Origin of the sequence: Sulfuritortus calidifontis, from assembly GCF_003967275.1 — a bacterium.
Classification (GTDB): Bacteria; Pseudomonadota; Gammaproteobacteria; order Burkholderiales; family Thiobacillaceae; genus Sulfuritortus; species Sulfuritortus calidifontis.
On record NZ_AP018721.1, the window covers coordinates 102,253 to 118,158 of the forward strand.

Annotated in this window: 13 protein-coding genes; 4 read left to right on the plus strand and 9 right to left on the minus strand. The window is 66.6% G+C overall.

Features of this window, described 5'->3' with window-relative positions:
• The first annotated feature begins 47 nt into the window (after window positions 1–47).
• From EL388_RS00615 to EL388_RS00630, 4 genes are read left to right on the plus strand one after another with little or no spacing between them, the layout of a single operon-like run.
• The gene (locus tag EL388_RS00615; RefSeq protein ID WP_172599370.1) at window positions 48–2,936 is read left to right on the plus strand and encodes a TipJ family phage tail tip protein; all 2,889 of its coding nucleotides are present in this window, start codon (window positions 48–50) and stop codon (window positions 2,934–2,936) included.
• Between the two features lie 9 nt (window positions 2,937–2,945).
• Window positions 2,946–4,556: a tail fiber protein gene (locus tag EL388_RS00620; protein ID WP_126458104.1), complete on the plus strand. Its 1,611-nt coding sequence runs from the start codon at window positions 2,946–2,948 to the stop codon at window positions 4,554–4,556.
• A gap of 9 nt (window positions 4,557–4,565) precedes the next feature.
• The gene (locus EL388_RS00625; protein WP_126457906.1) at window positions 4,566–5,063 is read left to right on the plus strand and encodes a DUF4376 domain-containing protein; all 498 of its coding nucleotides are present in this window, start codon (window positions 4,566–4,568) and stop codon (window positions 5,061–5,063) included.
• Between the two features lie 8 nt (window positions 5,064–5,071).
• Window positions 5,072–5,323, plus strand: a complete 252-nt coding sequence (locus EL388_RS00630) for a hypothetical protein (protein WP_126458107.1) — start codon at window positions 5,072–5,074, stop codon at window positions 5,321–5,323.
• Between the two features lie 55 nt (window positions 5,324–5,378).
• Here EL388_RS00630 and EL388_RS00635 read toward each other — a convergent pair whose 3' ends face one another.
• The 9 genes from EL388_RS00635 to dacB form a co-directional block, all read right to left on the minus strand.
• Window positions 5,379–6,272 (minus strand): heavy metal-binding domain-containing protein, encoded by an 894-nt coding sequence (locus EL388_RS00635; RefSeq protein ID WP_126458110.1) that lies wholly within the window; start codon window positions 6,270–6,272, stop codon window positions 5,379–5,381.
• A gap of 10 nt (window positions 6,273–6,282) precedes the next feature.
• Entirely contained in the window at window positions 6,283–7,545 is a 1,263-nt protein-coding gene (locus EL388_RS00640; protein WP_126458113.1) for a TolC family protein, read from the minus strand.
• Window positions 7,546–7,874: 329 nt separating this feature from the next.
• Window positions 7,875–8,231 carry a hypothetical protein gene (locus EL388_RS00645; RefSeq protein ID WP_126458116.1) on the minus strand — a complete coding sequence of 119 codons (357 nt, stop codon included), beginning with the start codon at window positions 8,229–8,231 and terminating at the stop codon, window positions 7,875–7,877.
• A complete protein-coding gene (locus tag EL388_RS00650; RefSeq protein ID WP_126458119.1) occupies window positions 8,228–8,860 on the minus strand; it encodes a response regulator in 633 nt (210 codons plus the stop codon). Before EL388_RS00650 ends, EL388_RS00645 begins: the two co-directional genes overlap by 4 nt.
• A gap of 75 nt (window positions 8,861–8,935) precedes the next feature.
• Complete coding sequence (locus EL388_RS00655; RefSeq protein WP_126458122.1) at window positions 8,936–9,577, minus strand: thiol:disulfide interchange protein DsbA/DsbL; 642 nt, start codon at window positions 9,575–9,577, stop codon at window positions 8,936–8,938.
• Window positions 9,578–9,587: 10 nt separating this feature from the next.
• A complete protein-coding gene (locus tag EL388_RS00660) occupies window positions 9,588–10,160 on the minus strand; it encodes an SPOR domain-containing protein (protein ID WP_126458125.1) in 573 nt (190 codons plus the stop codon).
• A gap of 6 nt (window positions 10,161–10,166) precedes the next feature.
• On the minus strand, window positions 10,167–11,906 hold the full coding sequence (argS, locus tag EL388_RS00665; RefSeq protein ID WP_126458128.1) for an arginine--tRNA ligase: 1,740 nt from the start codon (window positions 11,904–11,906) through the stop codon (window positions 10,167–10,169).
• A 57-nt stretch (window positions 11,907–11,963) separates the two neighbouring features.
• The gene (locus tag EL388_RS00670; protein WP_126458131.1) at window positions 11,964–14,138 is read right to left on the minus strand and encodes a primosomal protein N'; all 2,175 of its coding nucleotides are present in this window, start codon (window positions 14,136–14,138) and stop codon (window positions 11,964–11,966) included.
• Between the two features lie 312 nt (window positions 14,139–14,450).
• Window positions 14,451–15,848, minus strand: a complete 1,398-nt coding sequence (gene dacB / locus EL388_RS00675; protein WP_165919203.1) for a D-alanyl-D-alanine carboxypeptidase/D-alanyl-D-alanine endopeptidase — start codon at window positions 15,846–15,848, stop codon at window positions 14,451–14,453.
• Window positions 15,849–15,906: the final 58 nt, after the last annotated feature.

The window sequence follows — 15,906 nt, forward strand, 5'->3', positions numbered from 1 at the left end:
GCGGAGGTGGCGGCTCTTCCCATGTGCCGACCGAGGCGCCGAACACCTTGCGCAGTCGCGCCTACGCGCGGGTGATCGATGTGCTCTCCGAGGGCGAGATCGAGGGCCTGGTCGATGGGCTCAAGAGCATCTATCTGGACGATACGCCGATCCAGTCCGCCGATGGCGCGATGAACTTTTCCGGGGTGTCGGTCGCCTGGCGCAATGGTCTGCCAGCGCAGAGCCATGTACCAGGCTTTCCCGCCGTCGAAAACGAGATCGCCGTGGCGACCGAGGTGAAGAATACCGCCCCGGTCGCGCGCGCCATCACCAACCCGAATCTCTCCGCCGTGCGCGTCACCGTCTCGGTGCCGCAGCTGTCCTACCAGAATCCCTCCAATGGCGATCTGTCTGGCACGTCTGTCGAGATCGCCATCGACATCGACAACGCCGGCGGCGGCTGGCAGGAAGTCAGGCGCGACACCATCAGCGGCAAGACCATGAGCCGCTACCAGCGCAGCTACCGCATCGACCTGCCGCAGCCCGGCCCGTGGCAGGTGCGCGTGCGGCGCATCACGCCTGATTCCACGCAGGCCAACATGCAAAACAAGACCTTCTGGGACAGCTACACCGAGATCATCGACTCGAAGCTGCGCTATCCGAACTCGGCGCTGGTGGCGCTCCAGATCGACGCGGCGCAGTTCAATCGCATCCCACGCCGGGGCTACGACATCCTGGGCCTGCGCGTGCGCGTGCCGGTCAACTACGATCCGATCGCCCGCAGCTACAGCGGCGTGTGGAACGGCGCTTTCAAGATCGCCTGGACGGACAACCCGGCCTGGTGCTTTTACGACCTGTTGACCTCAGAGCGCTACGGCCTGGGCCAGTATCTCGACGCAAGCCAGATCGACCAGTGGGCGCTCTACGAGATCGCGCGCTACTGCGACGAGCGCTTGCCGGACGGCTTCGGCGGCACCGAGCCGCGCTTTACATGCAACATCTATTTGCAGACGCGACAAGAGGCCTTTACCGTCATCCAGCAGATGGCCGCGATCTTCCGCGGCATGACGTGGTGGGCGAATGGAACGCTCACCTGCTCGCAGGACGCGCCCGCCGATCCGGTGGCGCTGTTCACGGCGGCGAACGTGGTCGATGGGCTGTTCACCTACTCCGGCAGCTCGGCGAAGCAGCGCCACACAGTGGCGCTGGTGACCTGGAACGATCCGGCCGACATGTACCGGCAGAAGGTCGAATACGTCGAAGACGAGGACGGCATCCGCCGCTTCGGCGTGCGCGAGACCGAGATCGTTGCGGTGGGCTGCACCTCGCGCGGCCAGGCGCATCGCGTGGGCCGCTGGCTGCTCTACACCGAGCGCATGGAGACCGAGACGGTCACCTTCCGCGCCGGTCTCGATGCCGCGCTGGTGTGGCCGGGCGCGGTGATCGCGGTGCAAGATGCCGCGCGCGCCGGTGTGCGCTTCGGCGGGCGCGTGATGGCGGCGACCACGGAGAGCGTGACGCTCGACTCTCCGGTCACGATCGAGCCCGGCAATAGCTACACGCTCTCGGTCATGCTGCCCGATGGCACGGTGGGTAGCGGCGCGGTGGCGAACTCGCCCGGCGAGACGACGGTTCTCAACCTGTCCTCCGCGCTGCCTGCCGCGCCTGTGACGGGCGCGGTGTGGGTGCTTGCCGCCTCTGATCTGGCGCCCACGCTATGGCGCGTGATCGGCATCCGTGAGGTAGACGGCCACCAGGTCGAGGTGACCGCGCTCGCGCATCAGCCCGGCAAGTACGACGCCATCGAGCGCGACATCGTGCTGGAGCCTGCGCGCACCACGCTGCTCGGCGATGGGCCAGCGCCGCAGGTCGATCTCACCGTCACCGAGTCGCTCTATCTACTCAACCCGGCGGTGGTGGCTGGCAGAGCAACGCTGTCCTGGACGGGATCGGCCTCTCGATACGAGGTGCGCTGGACGAGGGCAGACGGCCAGTCAGGCACGGCGACTACCGACGCGCCGTCGCTCGACATCGCGCCCATCGAGCCGGGCATCTACGACTTCTCCGTCGTCGCGGTGGATGCGCTGGGCCGCCGCTCCGCTGCCGCCACGGCGCGTCGCGAGATTTACGGCATCACCGCCGCGCCGCAGGATGTGCATGGCTTTACCGCGCGGCCGATGGCGGGGCTCGCCTTCGCCTCGTGGGATCGCGCCACCGATCTCGATGTGCTGGTCGGCGGCGACATCGAAATCCGCTGGTCGCCGCTCACCTCTGGCGCGACATGGCATGATGCCGTGGTGCTGCCTGACGGCGCGCACAACGGCAGCGCGAGCAACGCGGTCGTCTCGCTCGCTCAAGGCACATACTTCGCCAAGTTCGTCGACTCCGGCGGTCGCCACTCGGCCAATGCCGCCAGCTTCGTGATGACCGAGGCGATTCTGACCGGCTTCCAGACCGTGGCCACGAGCGTGCAGCATCCGGCCTTCGCCGGCGCGAAGACCGGCGTCTATCTCGACGGCGGCGCGATCCGGCTCGCCAACCAGACCGACATCGACGATTACGGCGCGATAGACGATCAGCCGGACATCGACACCGTGGGCGGCATCGCATCGACCGGCGAATACGCCTTCGACGCCGTGCTCGATCTCGGCTCATCCGCAGCAAGGCGCTTCCAGGCTCATATCGCGGCGCTGTCCTACGATGCCGCCGACCTGATCGATACCCGCACCCAGTCGGTTGACGACTGGCTCAACGTGCATGGCGACATCGACGACTGCACGGCGACCGTCTTCGCCTCCCTCTCGGATGACGGCATCGCCTGGGGGCCGTGGACGCCGTTTCTCACGGCCGATTTCACCGGGCGCTACGCGCGCTTCAAATGCGTGCTGGAGTCAGGATCGCCAGCGCACAACATCGCCGTCTCGGAACTTGCCGTGGCGGCCAAGATACCCGTGTAAGGAGATGACATGGCGCAACATGACTATCTGATCGACAACCAGCCAGGCGTTGCCTTCCGCGCCGACCTCAACGCGGCGCTCGCCGCCATCGTGAGCAACAACGCCGGCGCGACCGAGCCGGCGACGACCTATCCCTATCAGTGGTGGGCCGACACCACCAGCGGCAAGCTCAAGCTGCGCAACGCCGCCAATACCGGCTGGATCGAGGTGGGAAGCTTGAGCGACCCGAATCTCGGCCTCGCACTCAAGGGTGCGATCACATCCTCCGGTCTCACCCAGTCCTCCGGCAAGCTGCTCGGTCGCGCGTCGAGCGGCGACGGCGCGGTAGAAGAGATCAGCGTCGGGAGCGGGCTGTCGTTGACAGGTGTGGTCCTGAGCGCATCCGGCGTGCCGGTCGGCAGTATCATCTATACGTCTAGCAAAACGCCGCCGTCTGGGTTTTTACGCTGCAACGGGCAGGAGGTGAGCCAGACTACATACGCGGAGTTGTATGCCGTTGTCGGCGATACTTACAACTACACGCGCAACGTGTATGTCAACGGGAAGCCGCACAGACAGCAGTATTGGGAAAACACTACGCAGAATGCGGATATTACTGGATGGACGACCGGCACGAGCCTGCCAGGAGCGTTGTACGCTTCTCAAGCCATCGTCACGAACAGCAGAGTATATCTGCTCGGCGGCTATGTCAGCAGTGCTGTAAGCACTGTCTACACTGCGCCGATCAATCCGGACGGTACGCTAGGCGCATGGACGACCGGCACGAGCCTGCCAGGAGCGTTGTACGCTTCTCAAGCCATCGTCACGAACAGCAGAGTATATCTGCTCGGCGGCTATGTCAGCAGTGCTGTAAGCACTGTCTACACTGCGCCGATCAATCCGGACGGTACGCTAGGCGCATGGACTACCGGAACGAGCCTGCCAGGGGCGTTAAGCCGTCCTCAAGCCATCGTCACGAACAGCCTAGTATATTTGCTCGGCGGCGATAACGGCGGTTCCGTAAGCACTGTCTACACTGCGCCGATCAATCCGGACGGTACGCTAGGCGCATGGACTACCGGAACGAGCCTGCCATGGGCGTTAAGCCGTTCTCAAGCCATCGTCACGAACAGCCGAGTATATTTGCTCGGCGGCGATAACGGCGGTTCCGTAAGCACTGTCTACACTGCGCCGATCAATCCGGACGGTACGCTAGGCGCATGGACGACCGGAACGAGCCTGCCAGTGGCGTTAAGCCTTTCTCAAGCCATCGTCACCAACAGCCGAGTATATCTGCTCGGTGGTTATGTCAGCAGTGCTGTAAGCACTGTCTACACTGCGCCGATCAATCCGGACGGTACGCTAGGCGCATGGACTACCGGAACGAGCCTGCCAGGGGCGTTAAGCCTTTCTCAAGCCATCGTCACCAACAGCCGAGTATATCTGCTCGGTGGTTATGTCAGCAGTGCTGTAAGCACTGTCTACACCGCTTCGTTTTCAGGCGGGCTTAACGATTATTTAACCCCGCATAAGTCCTACATCGCGCAGAACCCGTCAACTGGAAACTTCTACTTGCCAAACGTTGGGCCAGAAGCAACTTACTACGGCGAAGACGCGATTTACGCACACATCAAATACTAAGGGGGCGCCATGATCTATTACGCTTTCAATCCAATCACTCGTCGATATAGCGGTGAGACCGAGTCCGAAGGTTGTCCCACGTTCGCTACAGCTACGGCCCCGCACCGCCCAGACGCGGTTTACGACGTCATCCACCGTGTGTGGGTCGATCCGCCTGATACCACGCCGTCCATTGCCGAAGTCAAAGCCGCCAAGAAGCTCCAGATCGAAGCCGAGCGCGACGCGCAGTGCGTGGCGAACGTCACTGTCAACGGCCACGTGTGGCAGGCAGACAAGCGCAGCCAAGAGCTACTCGGCCAAGCCATCTCGCTTGCGCAAGCCGGGCTCCCGCTGCCGTCGGTATGGCGTGACGCAGACAACAACGACGTGCCTGTCACGTCCATCGCAGACTTGCTCGCCATCGCTGGCGTGATCGCGCAGCAGGTGCAGACTGCCTACTCCACGTCATGGGCGCGGAAGGCTGCGCTTGAGGCCGCGACGACGATCGAAGAGGTGAATGCGGTATGAGATGGCGTGTGCTCAATCTCCTGATAGCGCTCGACCAACTTGCCTGGGTGTTGCTCACGCTCGGCAACGGCTCGCCGGACGAGACGATCAGCGCGGCGGCGTACCGCATGGAAAGTCAAGGCAAGCTAGCCGGCCGCATCCTGCGCCCTGTCATCGATGCTATTTTCCTGGCGCTTGAGCGTGACCACTGCCGCCTGAGCTACGAGAGCGAGGTATCCGGATCGCAACTGCCGTCCGCCTACCGTGCACGCATTCCGTGAGACAAGTTTTGTCGCATACAATGCGTGCACGTCGCAAATAATGTGAGCCAGCGTCTCAAATAATTTGTGCACGCCTAGCGGGGTAGACGTAATCGACCTTGCCCTCGAACACCTCGCCCGGCAGCGAGGCGAGCTTCACCTCCACGCTCTTGCCCGGCGCGATCCAGGCGCCCTGGTCTTCGACCACCTCGGCGGTGACCCAGACCCGGGACAGGTCGGCGACGGTCAGCATGGGCATGCCGGCCGAGATGGCGGCGCCCTCCTTGGCCGGCAGCTCGGTGACCACGCCGGCGAGCGGGGCGTGATAGGCCACCCGTCGCTGCGCCTTGCCCGCTTTCTCCAGGCGCGCGATCTGCGCCTCGGCGAGGCCGAGGAAGGACAGCTTCTGCCGCGCCGCCTGGCGCCAGGCCGCATCCTCGTTCTGACGCAGGGCGAGCAGGTATTCCTCCTGGGCGGCGTAGAGCGCCGGGCTGTAGACCTCGGCGATCAGCTGGCCGGCGCGCACCGTCTCGTTCAGCGCCCGCACGTGCAGGCGCTCGATCCAGCCTTCGCTGCGGGCCTGCAGCACGGCCACGCGGTTTTCGTCGTTGCGGACGTAGCCGACGGTGTCGATCCGCCGCCAGAGCCGGCCGCGCTCGGCCACCGCCGTGCGTACGCCGAGGTTCTGCACGGTGCGCGGATCGATCGCCACCCCGGCGCTGCCGGCCTCGTCGGCGTATTTGGGCACCAGCTCCATGTCCATGAAGGGCGACTTGCCCGGCTTGTCGAAATGCTGGTCCGGCACCATCGGGTCGTACCAGTAAAGGATCTTGCGCTCGCCGGCCGCGGCGGCGGCTGGGGCGTTGCCGGCCGTTTCGTGACCGGACTGCTTGAGGGCGAACCAACTGCCGGCGCCGCCGGCAGCGAGGCCGAGGGTGAGTGCGAGGGCGATCTTGATCCGGGTGTCCATGGCGGACTCCTTATTCGAAATAGGTCAGCAGGGTGGCGGCCCGGGCCTGGGCCACCGCCTGGGTCAGGTGCTCGAGCCGGGCCTCGGCCTCGGCGCGGCGCGCCTCGATCACGCGGTCGAAGCTGGCCTGGTTGCTGCGGTAGGCGGCCAGCGCGCTGTCGACGCGGCGGGCGGCCAGCGGCAGGATTTCACGCTCGATGCGTTCCAGCCGTTCGTGCGCTACCTGCCAGTCGGCATAGGCCATGCGCAAGTCGGCCTCGAGCATGCGCCGGCGGTCTTCCAGCATCGCCTCCTGCTGATTGAGCTCGGCGTGGCGGGCGGCCAGCCGGCGGTCCTGGCGCTTGCCGGGAAACAGCGGCAGGTCGACGCCGACCATCAGCTTGACGGTGTCGGCCCGGTCGTTGCCGCGGATGCCATAGGACAGGTCGACGCTCCAGTCCGGCCGGTAGGCCTGGCGGGCGAGCTGGGTGTCGGTGCGGGCGGCCTCGACCCCCTGACGCAGCGCGGCCAGTTCCGGATGCTCGGTCAGTCTGGCTTCCAGCTCGGTGAGCGAGGGTGGCGGCGCTTGATCGGGCAAGGCCGCCAGCGGCCGGTTGGCGGCGGCACCCAGCCAGCGGGCCAGCGCCGCCTGGCCGCGGCGCTGCTGGCCCGCCAGCTCGGCGCGGCGGTTGCGGGTCTCGGCCAGCATGGCGCGCATGGCCAAGGTCTCCGCCTGCGACAGCTGGCCGGTCTTGTAAGCCACCTCGCTCCATTCCACCTGGCGGGTGTATTCCGCCTCGATCTCAGCCAGCAGACGGCCGGCGGCAGTCGGCCAATAGGCCTCGAGCCAGGCCAGGCGGGCGTCGCGGGCGATGCGCCGCTCGCCGGCCGCGAGCAGCAGGCGGTTCTGGCCCGCCTCCTGCTCCAGCCGTCGGCCGGCCAGGGCGAGCTTGTCGCCGCCGGGGATGGCCTGGGAGAAACCGATGACCGTCTGGGTCATCTCCTGTCGGGTCAGGCTGAAGCTGTCGACCGGCACGCCCTCGACGCCGAGGATGAGCTTGGGGTCGGGCAATTGGCGGGCGGCCACGGCGTTTTCCTGAAGCGAGCTGACCATGGCCGCCTGCGCGGTCAATTGCGGCTGGCGTTCGAGCGCCAACCGGCCGGCCTCGAGCAGGCCGAGGCCGGGTTCGGCCGCCGAGACGGCCGAGGAGAAGAGCGCCGCACCCGCGAGCCAGGCGAGGGTGCGCGCGCCAAGCCACGGCGACGGGCCGCGGGCGAAGCAGGGCGTATGCATGATGCCTCCGTACTGAGCGACCGGGCGTAGCCGGCCGGGAATGCAGTAGAGCCCATTTCAGCAGGAAACATGCCTCGGGTTGAGGTCAGGATCGGCGCCTGCGGCGTTACGCCGCTTGTCGATGGAACGACCATCGACTGCGCGACGTGCCTTGCATCCATCCGATCCTGACCTCAACCCGAAGGGCCGGCTGCCTGCGGGTGCATTGCCGCGTTGCGGGTGGCTCGTGGAGAATGACTACACTTCCCCCCCCCCGCGCCTCGCACTGCACCCGCAGGTAACCGGCGCGGGGCATGTTTCCTGCTGAAATGGGCTCTTAGATCAGTACGTCAGAGGCGGGGCGGCGGCGGTTCTGGGGCGGGGGGGAGGTGGGTGTTGAGGCTGATGCGCACGACGGTGTAGTCGTCGGCCTCGTTGCTGCCGGTGAACATGGGCAGTGCCGGCAGGGTCGGCGCCATGGCGCACGTGCACTGGACGGCGTTGCCGCAATGGCAGCCGGTGAGCGAAGGCTTATTGGAATCGTCGGCAGACTCCACATGATGGCAGGGCATGGCCTGCGCCTCTTGCGCGGCGACCGCTGCCATGGCCAGGCTGTGGCTGGCCGGCCCAATAGCCAGTATGCAGGCCAGCACCAGGCGCAGGGAGCGCGCCCAGGCTTGGCGGTGCAGCCGGCTAAGTAAGTTCATATCCGTTTGTGCCGTCTCAGGTGCTGAAGTACCAGCGTAGCCACTTGGACCCGGTTATGGAAGCCGAGTTTCTGCATGATGTTGGCCAGGTGGTTGCGCACGGTGTTGTCGGACAGGTTCAGCTTGGCACCGATGACCTTGTTGCTGTGGCCCTGGGCGACGTATTCGGCGATCTCCATCTCGCGCTGGGACAGCTTGGCCAGCGGATCGCTGCTGTCGCCGCGGGAGATTTTCTGCAGGACATGGGCGGGGAAGGCGCCGGCGTCCTGCAGCACGATGCCGATGGCGTGCAGGATCTGCTCCATGTCGGAGGATTTGAGCAGGTAGCCGTCGACGCCGGTGTCGATGGCGGCACGGATCTCCTCGTCGGCGTCCTCGACGGTGAGCACGATCACCTTCATGCCGGCCTGCTTGAGGGCCGGCACCAGGCTCAGGCCATCGCCGTCGGGCAGCGAGCGGTCGAGCAGGGCGACATCGGCATGCTGGCTGCTCTCCAGCCAGGTCTGCACGCAGCGGATGTCGGCGCATTCGCCGGCCACCTTGAAGCCTTCCTGGGATTCCAAGGCCTGCTTCACGCCCAGGCGCAGCAGGGGATGATCGTCGATGATGAGGACGCTGACGGGATTCATGTTATCGATGCTTGTCTCCGACCCAGGTCGCATCATAACGCAAGCCCGGCCATCGAACGCATCGCGGCGGCCGGCTTATTTGCGCTTGCCGCCGCCCTGTTCTTTTTTGATCAGGTGGTCCAGGGTCTCGAACAGGGCCGGGTTGCTGCCGGTCATGTAGGCCGAGGTGACGTACTTGCCATTGACGGCGAAGGCGGGCACGCCGGTGAGCTTGTAATCCTGCACGACCTGGCGCGAGCGCATGATCTTGCTGTTGACGCTGAAGGAGTTGTAGGCCTGGGCGATCTTGGTCCGGTCGACGCCCTGCCTGGCGGCCCAGTCGAAGAACTTCTCCGGTTTGTTCAGGTTGATGCCGTCGACGTGGATCGCCTCGAACACCTTGGCATGCAGCTTGTCGGCCACGCCCAGTGCTTCCAGGGCGTAGTAGGCGCGGGTCAGCGGTTCCCAGTCGGCGTTGAGCATGGCGGGCATGCGGTGCAGCACGACGTCCTTGGGCAGTTTCTTTGCCCAGACGTTGAGCTCGGGCTCCAGGCGGTAGCAGTGTGGGCAGGCATACCAGAAGAATTCCAGCACCTCGACCTTGCCCTGCACCTCGGTTGGCCGCGGAGTCGCCAGGGTGAGGTAGTCGACGCCCTCGTCGACCGCACGGGCCGCGAGCGGGGTGCCGATCAAGCTGAAAGCGAGGAGCAGGCTGGCGACGAGGCGGGTGCGGGGCATGGCAGTCTCCTTATTTGGTGTTGGTCGCTTCTTTGATCAGGCGGGGTTCGAATTGGTTCGCGGCCAGGGTGTCCATGGCCGCGATGGCAGCATCCTCGGTCTTGAACGGGCCGACCCGGACCCGATGCAAAGTGACGCCGGCGCTGTCCACCTTCTGCACGGCGACGTCCATGCCGAGCAGGGCCAGCTTGGCCTTGAGCCGGTCGGCATCGGCCGGGCTCTTGAGCGCGGCGACCTGCAGCCAGTACAGCTCGCGCGGCAGGTTGGCCACCGGCGTCTTGGCGTCGGCCCCGCCCTGCAGGATGTGATAGAAGGTGTAGTCGGGCGCCGGCTTCGGGCTCGATTCCACGGTGGGCGGCGCGCTGGGCGCCGGCTTCGCCTCGGGCGCGGCCGGCGCCGGCTTGGCGTCCTTGGCTTCGCCGCCCTTGTAGGCGATGGGGGTCAGGTAGATGTAGGCGGCGACGCCGGCGGCGATGACCAGGCCCAGAACCAGGCCCACCATCACGCCGGTGAACAGGCCGCCGCGTCGGGCGCGCGGCTTGGCCTCGGCCTCCTTGCGGGAGCGGGAACCGTAACGCGCCATGGACGCTTACATCTTCTCCGGCGCCGAGACGCCGAGCAGGCCCAGGCCGCTGGCCAGCACCTGGCGGGTGGCGGCGATCAGCATCAGGCGCGCCTGTTTCAGCGCCTCGTCCTCGACCAGGAACTGGCAGTTGACGTAATAGCCGTGCAAGTCGGCCGCCAGGTCCTTGAGGTAATAGGCGATCAGGTGCGGTGACAGCTCGCGCGCGGCGGCATCGCAGATCTGCGGGAACTCGGCCAGGCGGGCGAGCAGCGCAAGTTCGCTGGCATGCTCCAGCCGTGACGGGTCGGCATCCATCAGGTCGACGACGTCGCCGCCCCAGCCGCCGAGCACGCTGGCGATGCGGGCGTGGGCGTACTGGATGTAATAGACCGGGTTGTCGCTGCTTTGCGACTTGGCCAGGTCGAGGTCGAAGTCCAGGTGCTGCTCGGACTTGCGTAGCACGTAGAAGAAGCGGGCGGCATCGTTGCCGACCTCGGCCCGCAGCTCGCGCAGGGTGACGTACTCACCGGCGCGGGTGGACATCGAGGCCTTCTGGCCGTTGCGGTAGAGCACGGCGAACTGGACCAGGGCGACGGTGAGCCGGTCCGGCTCGGCGCCGGCGGCCTTGAGCGCGCCTTTGACGCGCGGGATGTAGCCGTGATGGTCGGCGCCCCAGACGTCGATCACCCGATCGAAGCCGCGCTCGAACTTGTTCAGGTGATAGGCGATGTCGGCGGCGAAATAGGTCCAGGCCCCGTTTTCGCGCCGCACCACGCGGTCCTTCTCGTCGCCGAATTCGGTCGAGCGGAACCAGAGCGCGCCGTCCTGTTCGTAGATGTGGCCGTTCTTGTGCAGTTGTTCGACGGCGCGCTCGATCAGACCGGCCTCGTGCAGCGATTTCTCCGAGAACCAGTTGTCGAAGTGCACGCCGAACTCGGTCAGGTCGTTGCGGCAGTCGCCCAGTTGTTCGGTCAGGGCGTAGTTGTGGATGTAGGCATAGTCATCGCCCAGCAGCTGCTTGGCACAGGCGATCAGGTGGTCGAGGTGCTCCTCCGGCGCCTCGCCGCGATCGGGCGCGCCTTCGAGCAAGGCCGCCGCCGGCCGCCGGTAGCGCTCGCCGTGCAGGGCGAAGATGCCCTCGGCCATCCGCTTCACGTAGTCGCCCTGGTAGGCGTTGCCGGGAAAGGGCAGGAACTCGGAGCACAGCTCCAGATAACGCAGCCAGGTCGAGAGGGCCAGGATGTCCATCTGCCGGCCGGCGTCGTTGACGTAGTACTCGCGCTGCACGTCATAGCCGGCGAAGGCCAGCACGTTGGCCAGGCTGGCGCCGAAGGCGGCGCCGCGGCCGTGACCGACATGCAAGGGGCCGGTCGGGTTGGCCGAGACGAACTCGACCTGTACCTTCTCGCCCCGGCCCAGGCCGGTGCGGCCGTACTCGGCACCCTGCTTCAGGATGTGCGCGGCCAGCCGCTGCTTGGCGATCGGCTTGAGAAAGACGTTGATGAAGCCGGGCCCGGCGATCTCGACCTTGTCGACGATGTCCGAGGCCGGCAGGGCGGCGATGAGTTCGCCCGCCACTTCGCGCGGATTGCGCTTCAGGCCCTTGGCCAGCTGCATGGCGAGGTTGCAGGCCCAGTCGCCGTGGGCGGCCTGCTTGGGCCGGTCGAGCTCGATGCTGTGCCGGGCGTCGGGGGCGATGCGCTGCAGGGCCTGGCCGAACAGGTCGGCCAGATGGGATTTGGGGTCGAGGTAGGCGGTGCTCATGACGGCGCGTTCGGGAAATTCCGCGAATTATAGCTGCATCATGCCGGTTCGACCGGGCTAGAAGTCCAGCGGATCGACGTCGATGCTCCACTTCAGCGTGCGCGCCGGCAGGCCGCGCACCGCCTCCAGCCAGGGGCCGAGAAAGTCTTGCAGATGGCCGCGGCTGCCGGCCTGGACCAGGAGCTGGGCCCGCTCGCGTCGCGCGACGCGGGCGAGCAGGGCAGGGGTGGGGTCGAACAGGCTGACGCCGTGTTGCCGCGCCAGGGCAAGACCCGCCTGCTTGGCCTTGTCGAGGAAGGCGAGGGCAACGTCGATCCGTTCGGCCTCGGCCCGGAGCAGGGCCTGGTGGCTGAATGGCGGGAACTCCATCTCGCGCCGCTCCTTCAGCATCTGCGCCGCGAAGCGGGCGAAGTCGTGGGCCTGCAGCGCGCGATAGAGCGGATGCCCGGGATAGCCGGTCTGCACCAGCACCTCGCCCGGTCGCCCGGCGCGGCCGGCGCGGCCGGCCACCTGCATGAGTTGGGCGAACAGGCGCTCGGTGGCGCGAAAGTCGGGCGAGAGCAGGGCCTGGTCGGCGCCGAGCACGCCGACCAGGGTGAGGTGGGGAAAGTCGTGGCCCTTGGTCACGATCTGGGTGCCGACCAGGATGTCGACCGCGCGCGCGTTCACCGCCTCGCGCATGGCGGCGAAGGCACCGCGCCTCGAGGCGGTGTCGCGGTCGATGCGCAGGATGCGCGCCTCGGGAAACTGCGTCGCCAGGGTTTCCTCCAGGCGCTGGGTGCCCTGGCCGGCCGGGCGCAGGTCGGGGCTGCCGCAGTCGGGGCAGACCTCGGGCGGGCGCGTCAGCAGGCCGCAATGGTGGCAGCGCAGCTCGAATTTTTCGCCCTTGCGATGCAGCACCTGATGCGCCGAGCAGCGCGGGCAGGGCACGACGTAGCCGCAGGCATTGCAATACAGGGTGGGAGCGTAGCCGCGCCGGTTGATGAACAGCAGGCTCTGCTCGCCGCGCGCCAGACGGTCCTGCAGGGCGCGGATCAGGCTGGCGCTCAGGCCCAGGCGCGGCCGGTCGACCCGGGTGTCGATCAGCTTCACCGCCGGCAGCACGGCCTCGGCGTGGGCGCGCGCGGACAGTTCCAGCCTACGGTAGCGGCCGCGTGCGGCGTTGCGCCAGGTCTCCAGCGCCGGCGTGGCCGAGCCGAGTACGATCGGAATGTCGAGCTGGCGCGCGCGCCAGACCGCGACGTCGCGCGCCGAATAGCGCAGGCCTTCCTGCTGCTTGTAGGAGGCGTCGTGCTCCTCGTCGACCACGATGAGCCCTAAGCGGTTGAGCGGTGTGAACACCGCCAGGCGGGTGCCGAGCACCAGATCGACCCGGCCGTCGAGACAGGCGCGCCAGACACGCAGGCGTTCGCCATCGGCCAGGCCGCTGTGCAGGCTGATCTGGCGGGCAGAGGGAAAGCGGTTGCGGAAGGCGGCCTCGGTCTGCGGCGTGAGGTGGATCTCGGGCACCAGGACCAAGGCCTGGCGGCCGGCGGCGAGCGCCTCCTCGATCAGCCTGAGATAGACCTCGGTCTTGCCGCTGCCGGTGACGCCGTGCAAGAGCCAGGCGGCAAAGCCGGCCGGTGCCGCGCGTACGGCGGCCAGCGCCGCCGCCTGGTCCGGCGTCAATTCGGGTTTGGCCGAAGGCGTGGCCGGGCTGGCAGGCATCGTCTCGGCGGCCTCGACCCAGCCGGTCCGGTGCCACAGGCGCAACTGGCCGCGCCAGGGGCCGGCCTCACTCACGGGCAGGGGGCCTTGTTGCAAACGTTCGGCCAGTTGCCGCTGAGCCTTGGCCCGCGGGTTGATCTCGGGGATATGGGCCAGGCCGGCCGCGGTCAGGACGTAGGCCGTCGGCGCCTCGGCCCGCGGCGGCCTGAGCCGCTTCAGCGCCGGCGGCAGCAGCGAGAGCAGGGTGGCACCGAGCGGGTGCTGATAATAAGTCGCGGCAAAGCGGGCGAGCTTGAGCCACTCCGCCGGCATGGGGGGCAGGTCGCGGTCGATGGCGATCACCGCCTTGAGCTGGGCTGCCGGCACCTCGCTGGCCTGGGCCAGTTCCACGATCAGGCCGACCTGGCGCCGCTGGCCGAATGGCACGATGACCCGACGGCCGATGTCGGCGCGCCCGGCCCCCTCGGCCAGATAGTCGAACAGCTTGGGCAGGGGGACGTCGAGGGCGACGCGGACGATGGACATCGCTGATGTTAGGGCTGGAAGTTAAAGTGAAATCTTCAGGATTGGCGCAAACCCCAACGGAGCCAAGGTAGTTTTCCACTTGTCCACGAAATCTGTGGATAACTTTGTGGAAAAGCTGTCGCAAATATGCAAAAAAGGCTTGTGGGCAGGGCCTTTATGCGCTTCAGCCCAGAAAATGCGCAAAGTTTTTGTCATTTAAATTCAATAAGTTAAATTTGATTTGAAAATTATCTCAAGCCCTTGACAGGGCATGGAGATTTTCATTGCGCTATGTGCATAAGTATTCGCTAAATTACCCTGGGAGCCGCCTGCTTATTGGGGGTACGGATGTACCGCCAGGCGGATCAAGGCTTCCTGAAGCGGTCCGGCCGCCTCGGCCTTGTCGTGATTGATCAGCAGCACCAAGACCTTGCGCCGGCCCTGGCCATCCAACACATAGCCGGCCAGGTTGCGCACGCCATTGAGGCTGCCGGTCTTGAGCCAGGCCCGGCCAGCGTATGGGCTGTCCTTGAGTCGGCTCTTCAGGGTGCCGTTCTGGCCGAGCACCGGCAGCGAGGCGGCGAAGGCGTAATAGGCCGGGCTTTGCGGTGCCCAGGCCAGCAGCCGGGCGAGCGAGGCGGCCGAGATGCGTTCGATGCGCGACAGGCCGGCGCCGTTTTCCAGCACCAGTTCGGGCATCTCCAGCCGCTTTTCCGCCAGCCAGGCGCGGATCGCGCGGACGCCCTTGTCCCAGGAGGCCGGCGCGCCATAGCGGGCAGCGCCGAGGTTGAGCAGCAGCATCTTGGCCATGACGTTGTTGCTGTAGGTGTTGATGTCACGCGCGATAAGGGACAGGGGCTGGGAGTCGAACTCGAACAGGGCTTGGGCCGCGGCAGGCGCCGGGCCAGGGAGGATGCGGCCTTTGTGCGTGCCGCCCAGTTCGCGCCAAAGGGCGGCGAAGACCTCGGCGACGGTCTCGTTAGGCGGCAGCAGGTTGAGCCAGAGCGTGCGCTCGCCGCAGGACGAGGGGTAGCGCCCCATGAGGCGCAGGGCGCGGCCGTCCAGGCTGAGGCCAAGCCCGTCCTGCCAGCCGTTGCAGGCCTGATCGTCGAGGCCAAGCTGATTGTGCACGGTCACCGTGGCGAGTGTCGGCTCCAGGGCGGCGCGCACCTTGCGGCCCTCGGGCGCCAGGCGCAGGGCAACGGCATTCTGGCTGACCATCAAGGCGGCCGGGGCGGCGTTGTAGGGCTTGAGCGGCAGCTGGTCGAAGCGGCCGGGGTCGACGGGCTCGATCAGATAGAAGGTCTGATCGAGCATGATGTCGCCGCGAATCTCGCGGATGCCTCGCTGGCGCAGCTCGCGCAGCAGCAGCCAGAAGCGCTCCAGCGTCAGCGAGGGGTCGCCGCCGCCCTGCAAGATCAGCGTGCCCTTGAGGACGCCGTGGGCGATCTCGCCCTCGTAGAGCACGCGCGTCTTCCAGCTGTGCGCCGGGCCCAGGCTGTCCAGCGCGGCCAGAGTGGTGACCAGCTTCATCACCGAGGCGGGGTTGAGCGAGCGCTGCTCGCCCCAGGCCAACTGCGGCGCGGCGGCATCGAGCGGCTGCAGCACGAGTCCTAGGTGCGTATCCGGGATCCCGCTTTGCTGCAGCGCAGCACCGATCTCCGGCGGCAAGGCGTCGGCGAAGCCAAGGTGGGAGAAAACGAGACAGGCGAGCAAAAGACGAAGGCGCATAATCGTTAGGGTAACCAAAGTTGGCCGGCCAAAGGAAAATAAGGCCGAAGAAAATGAG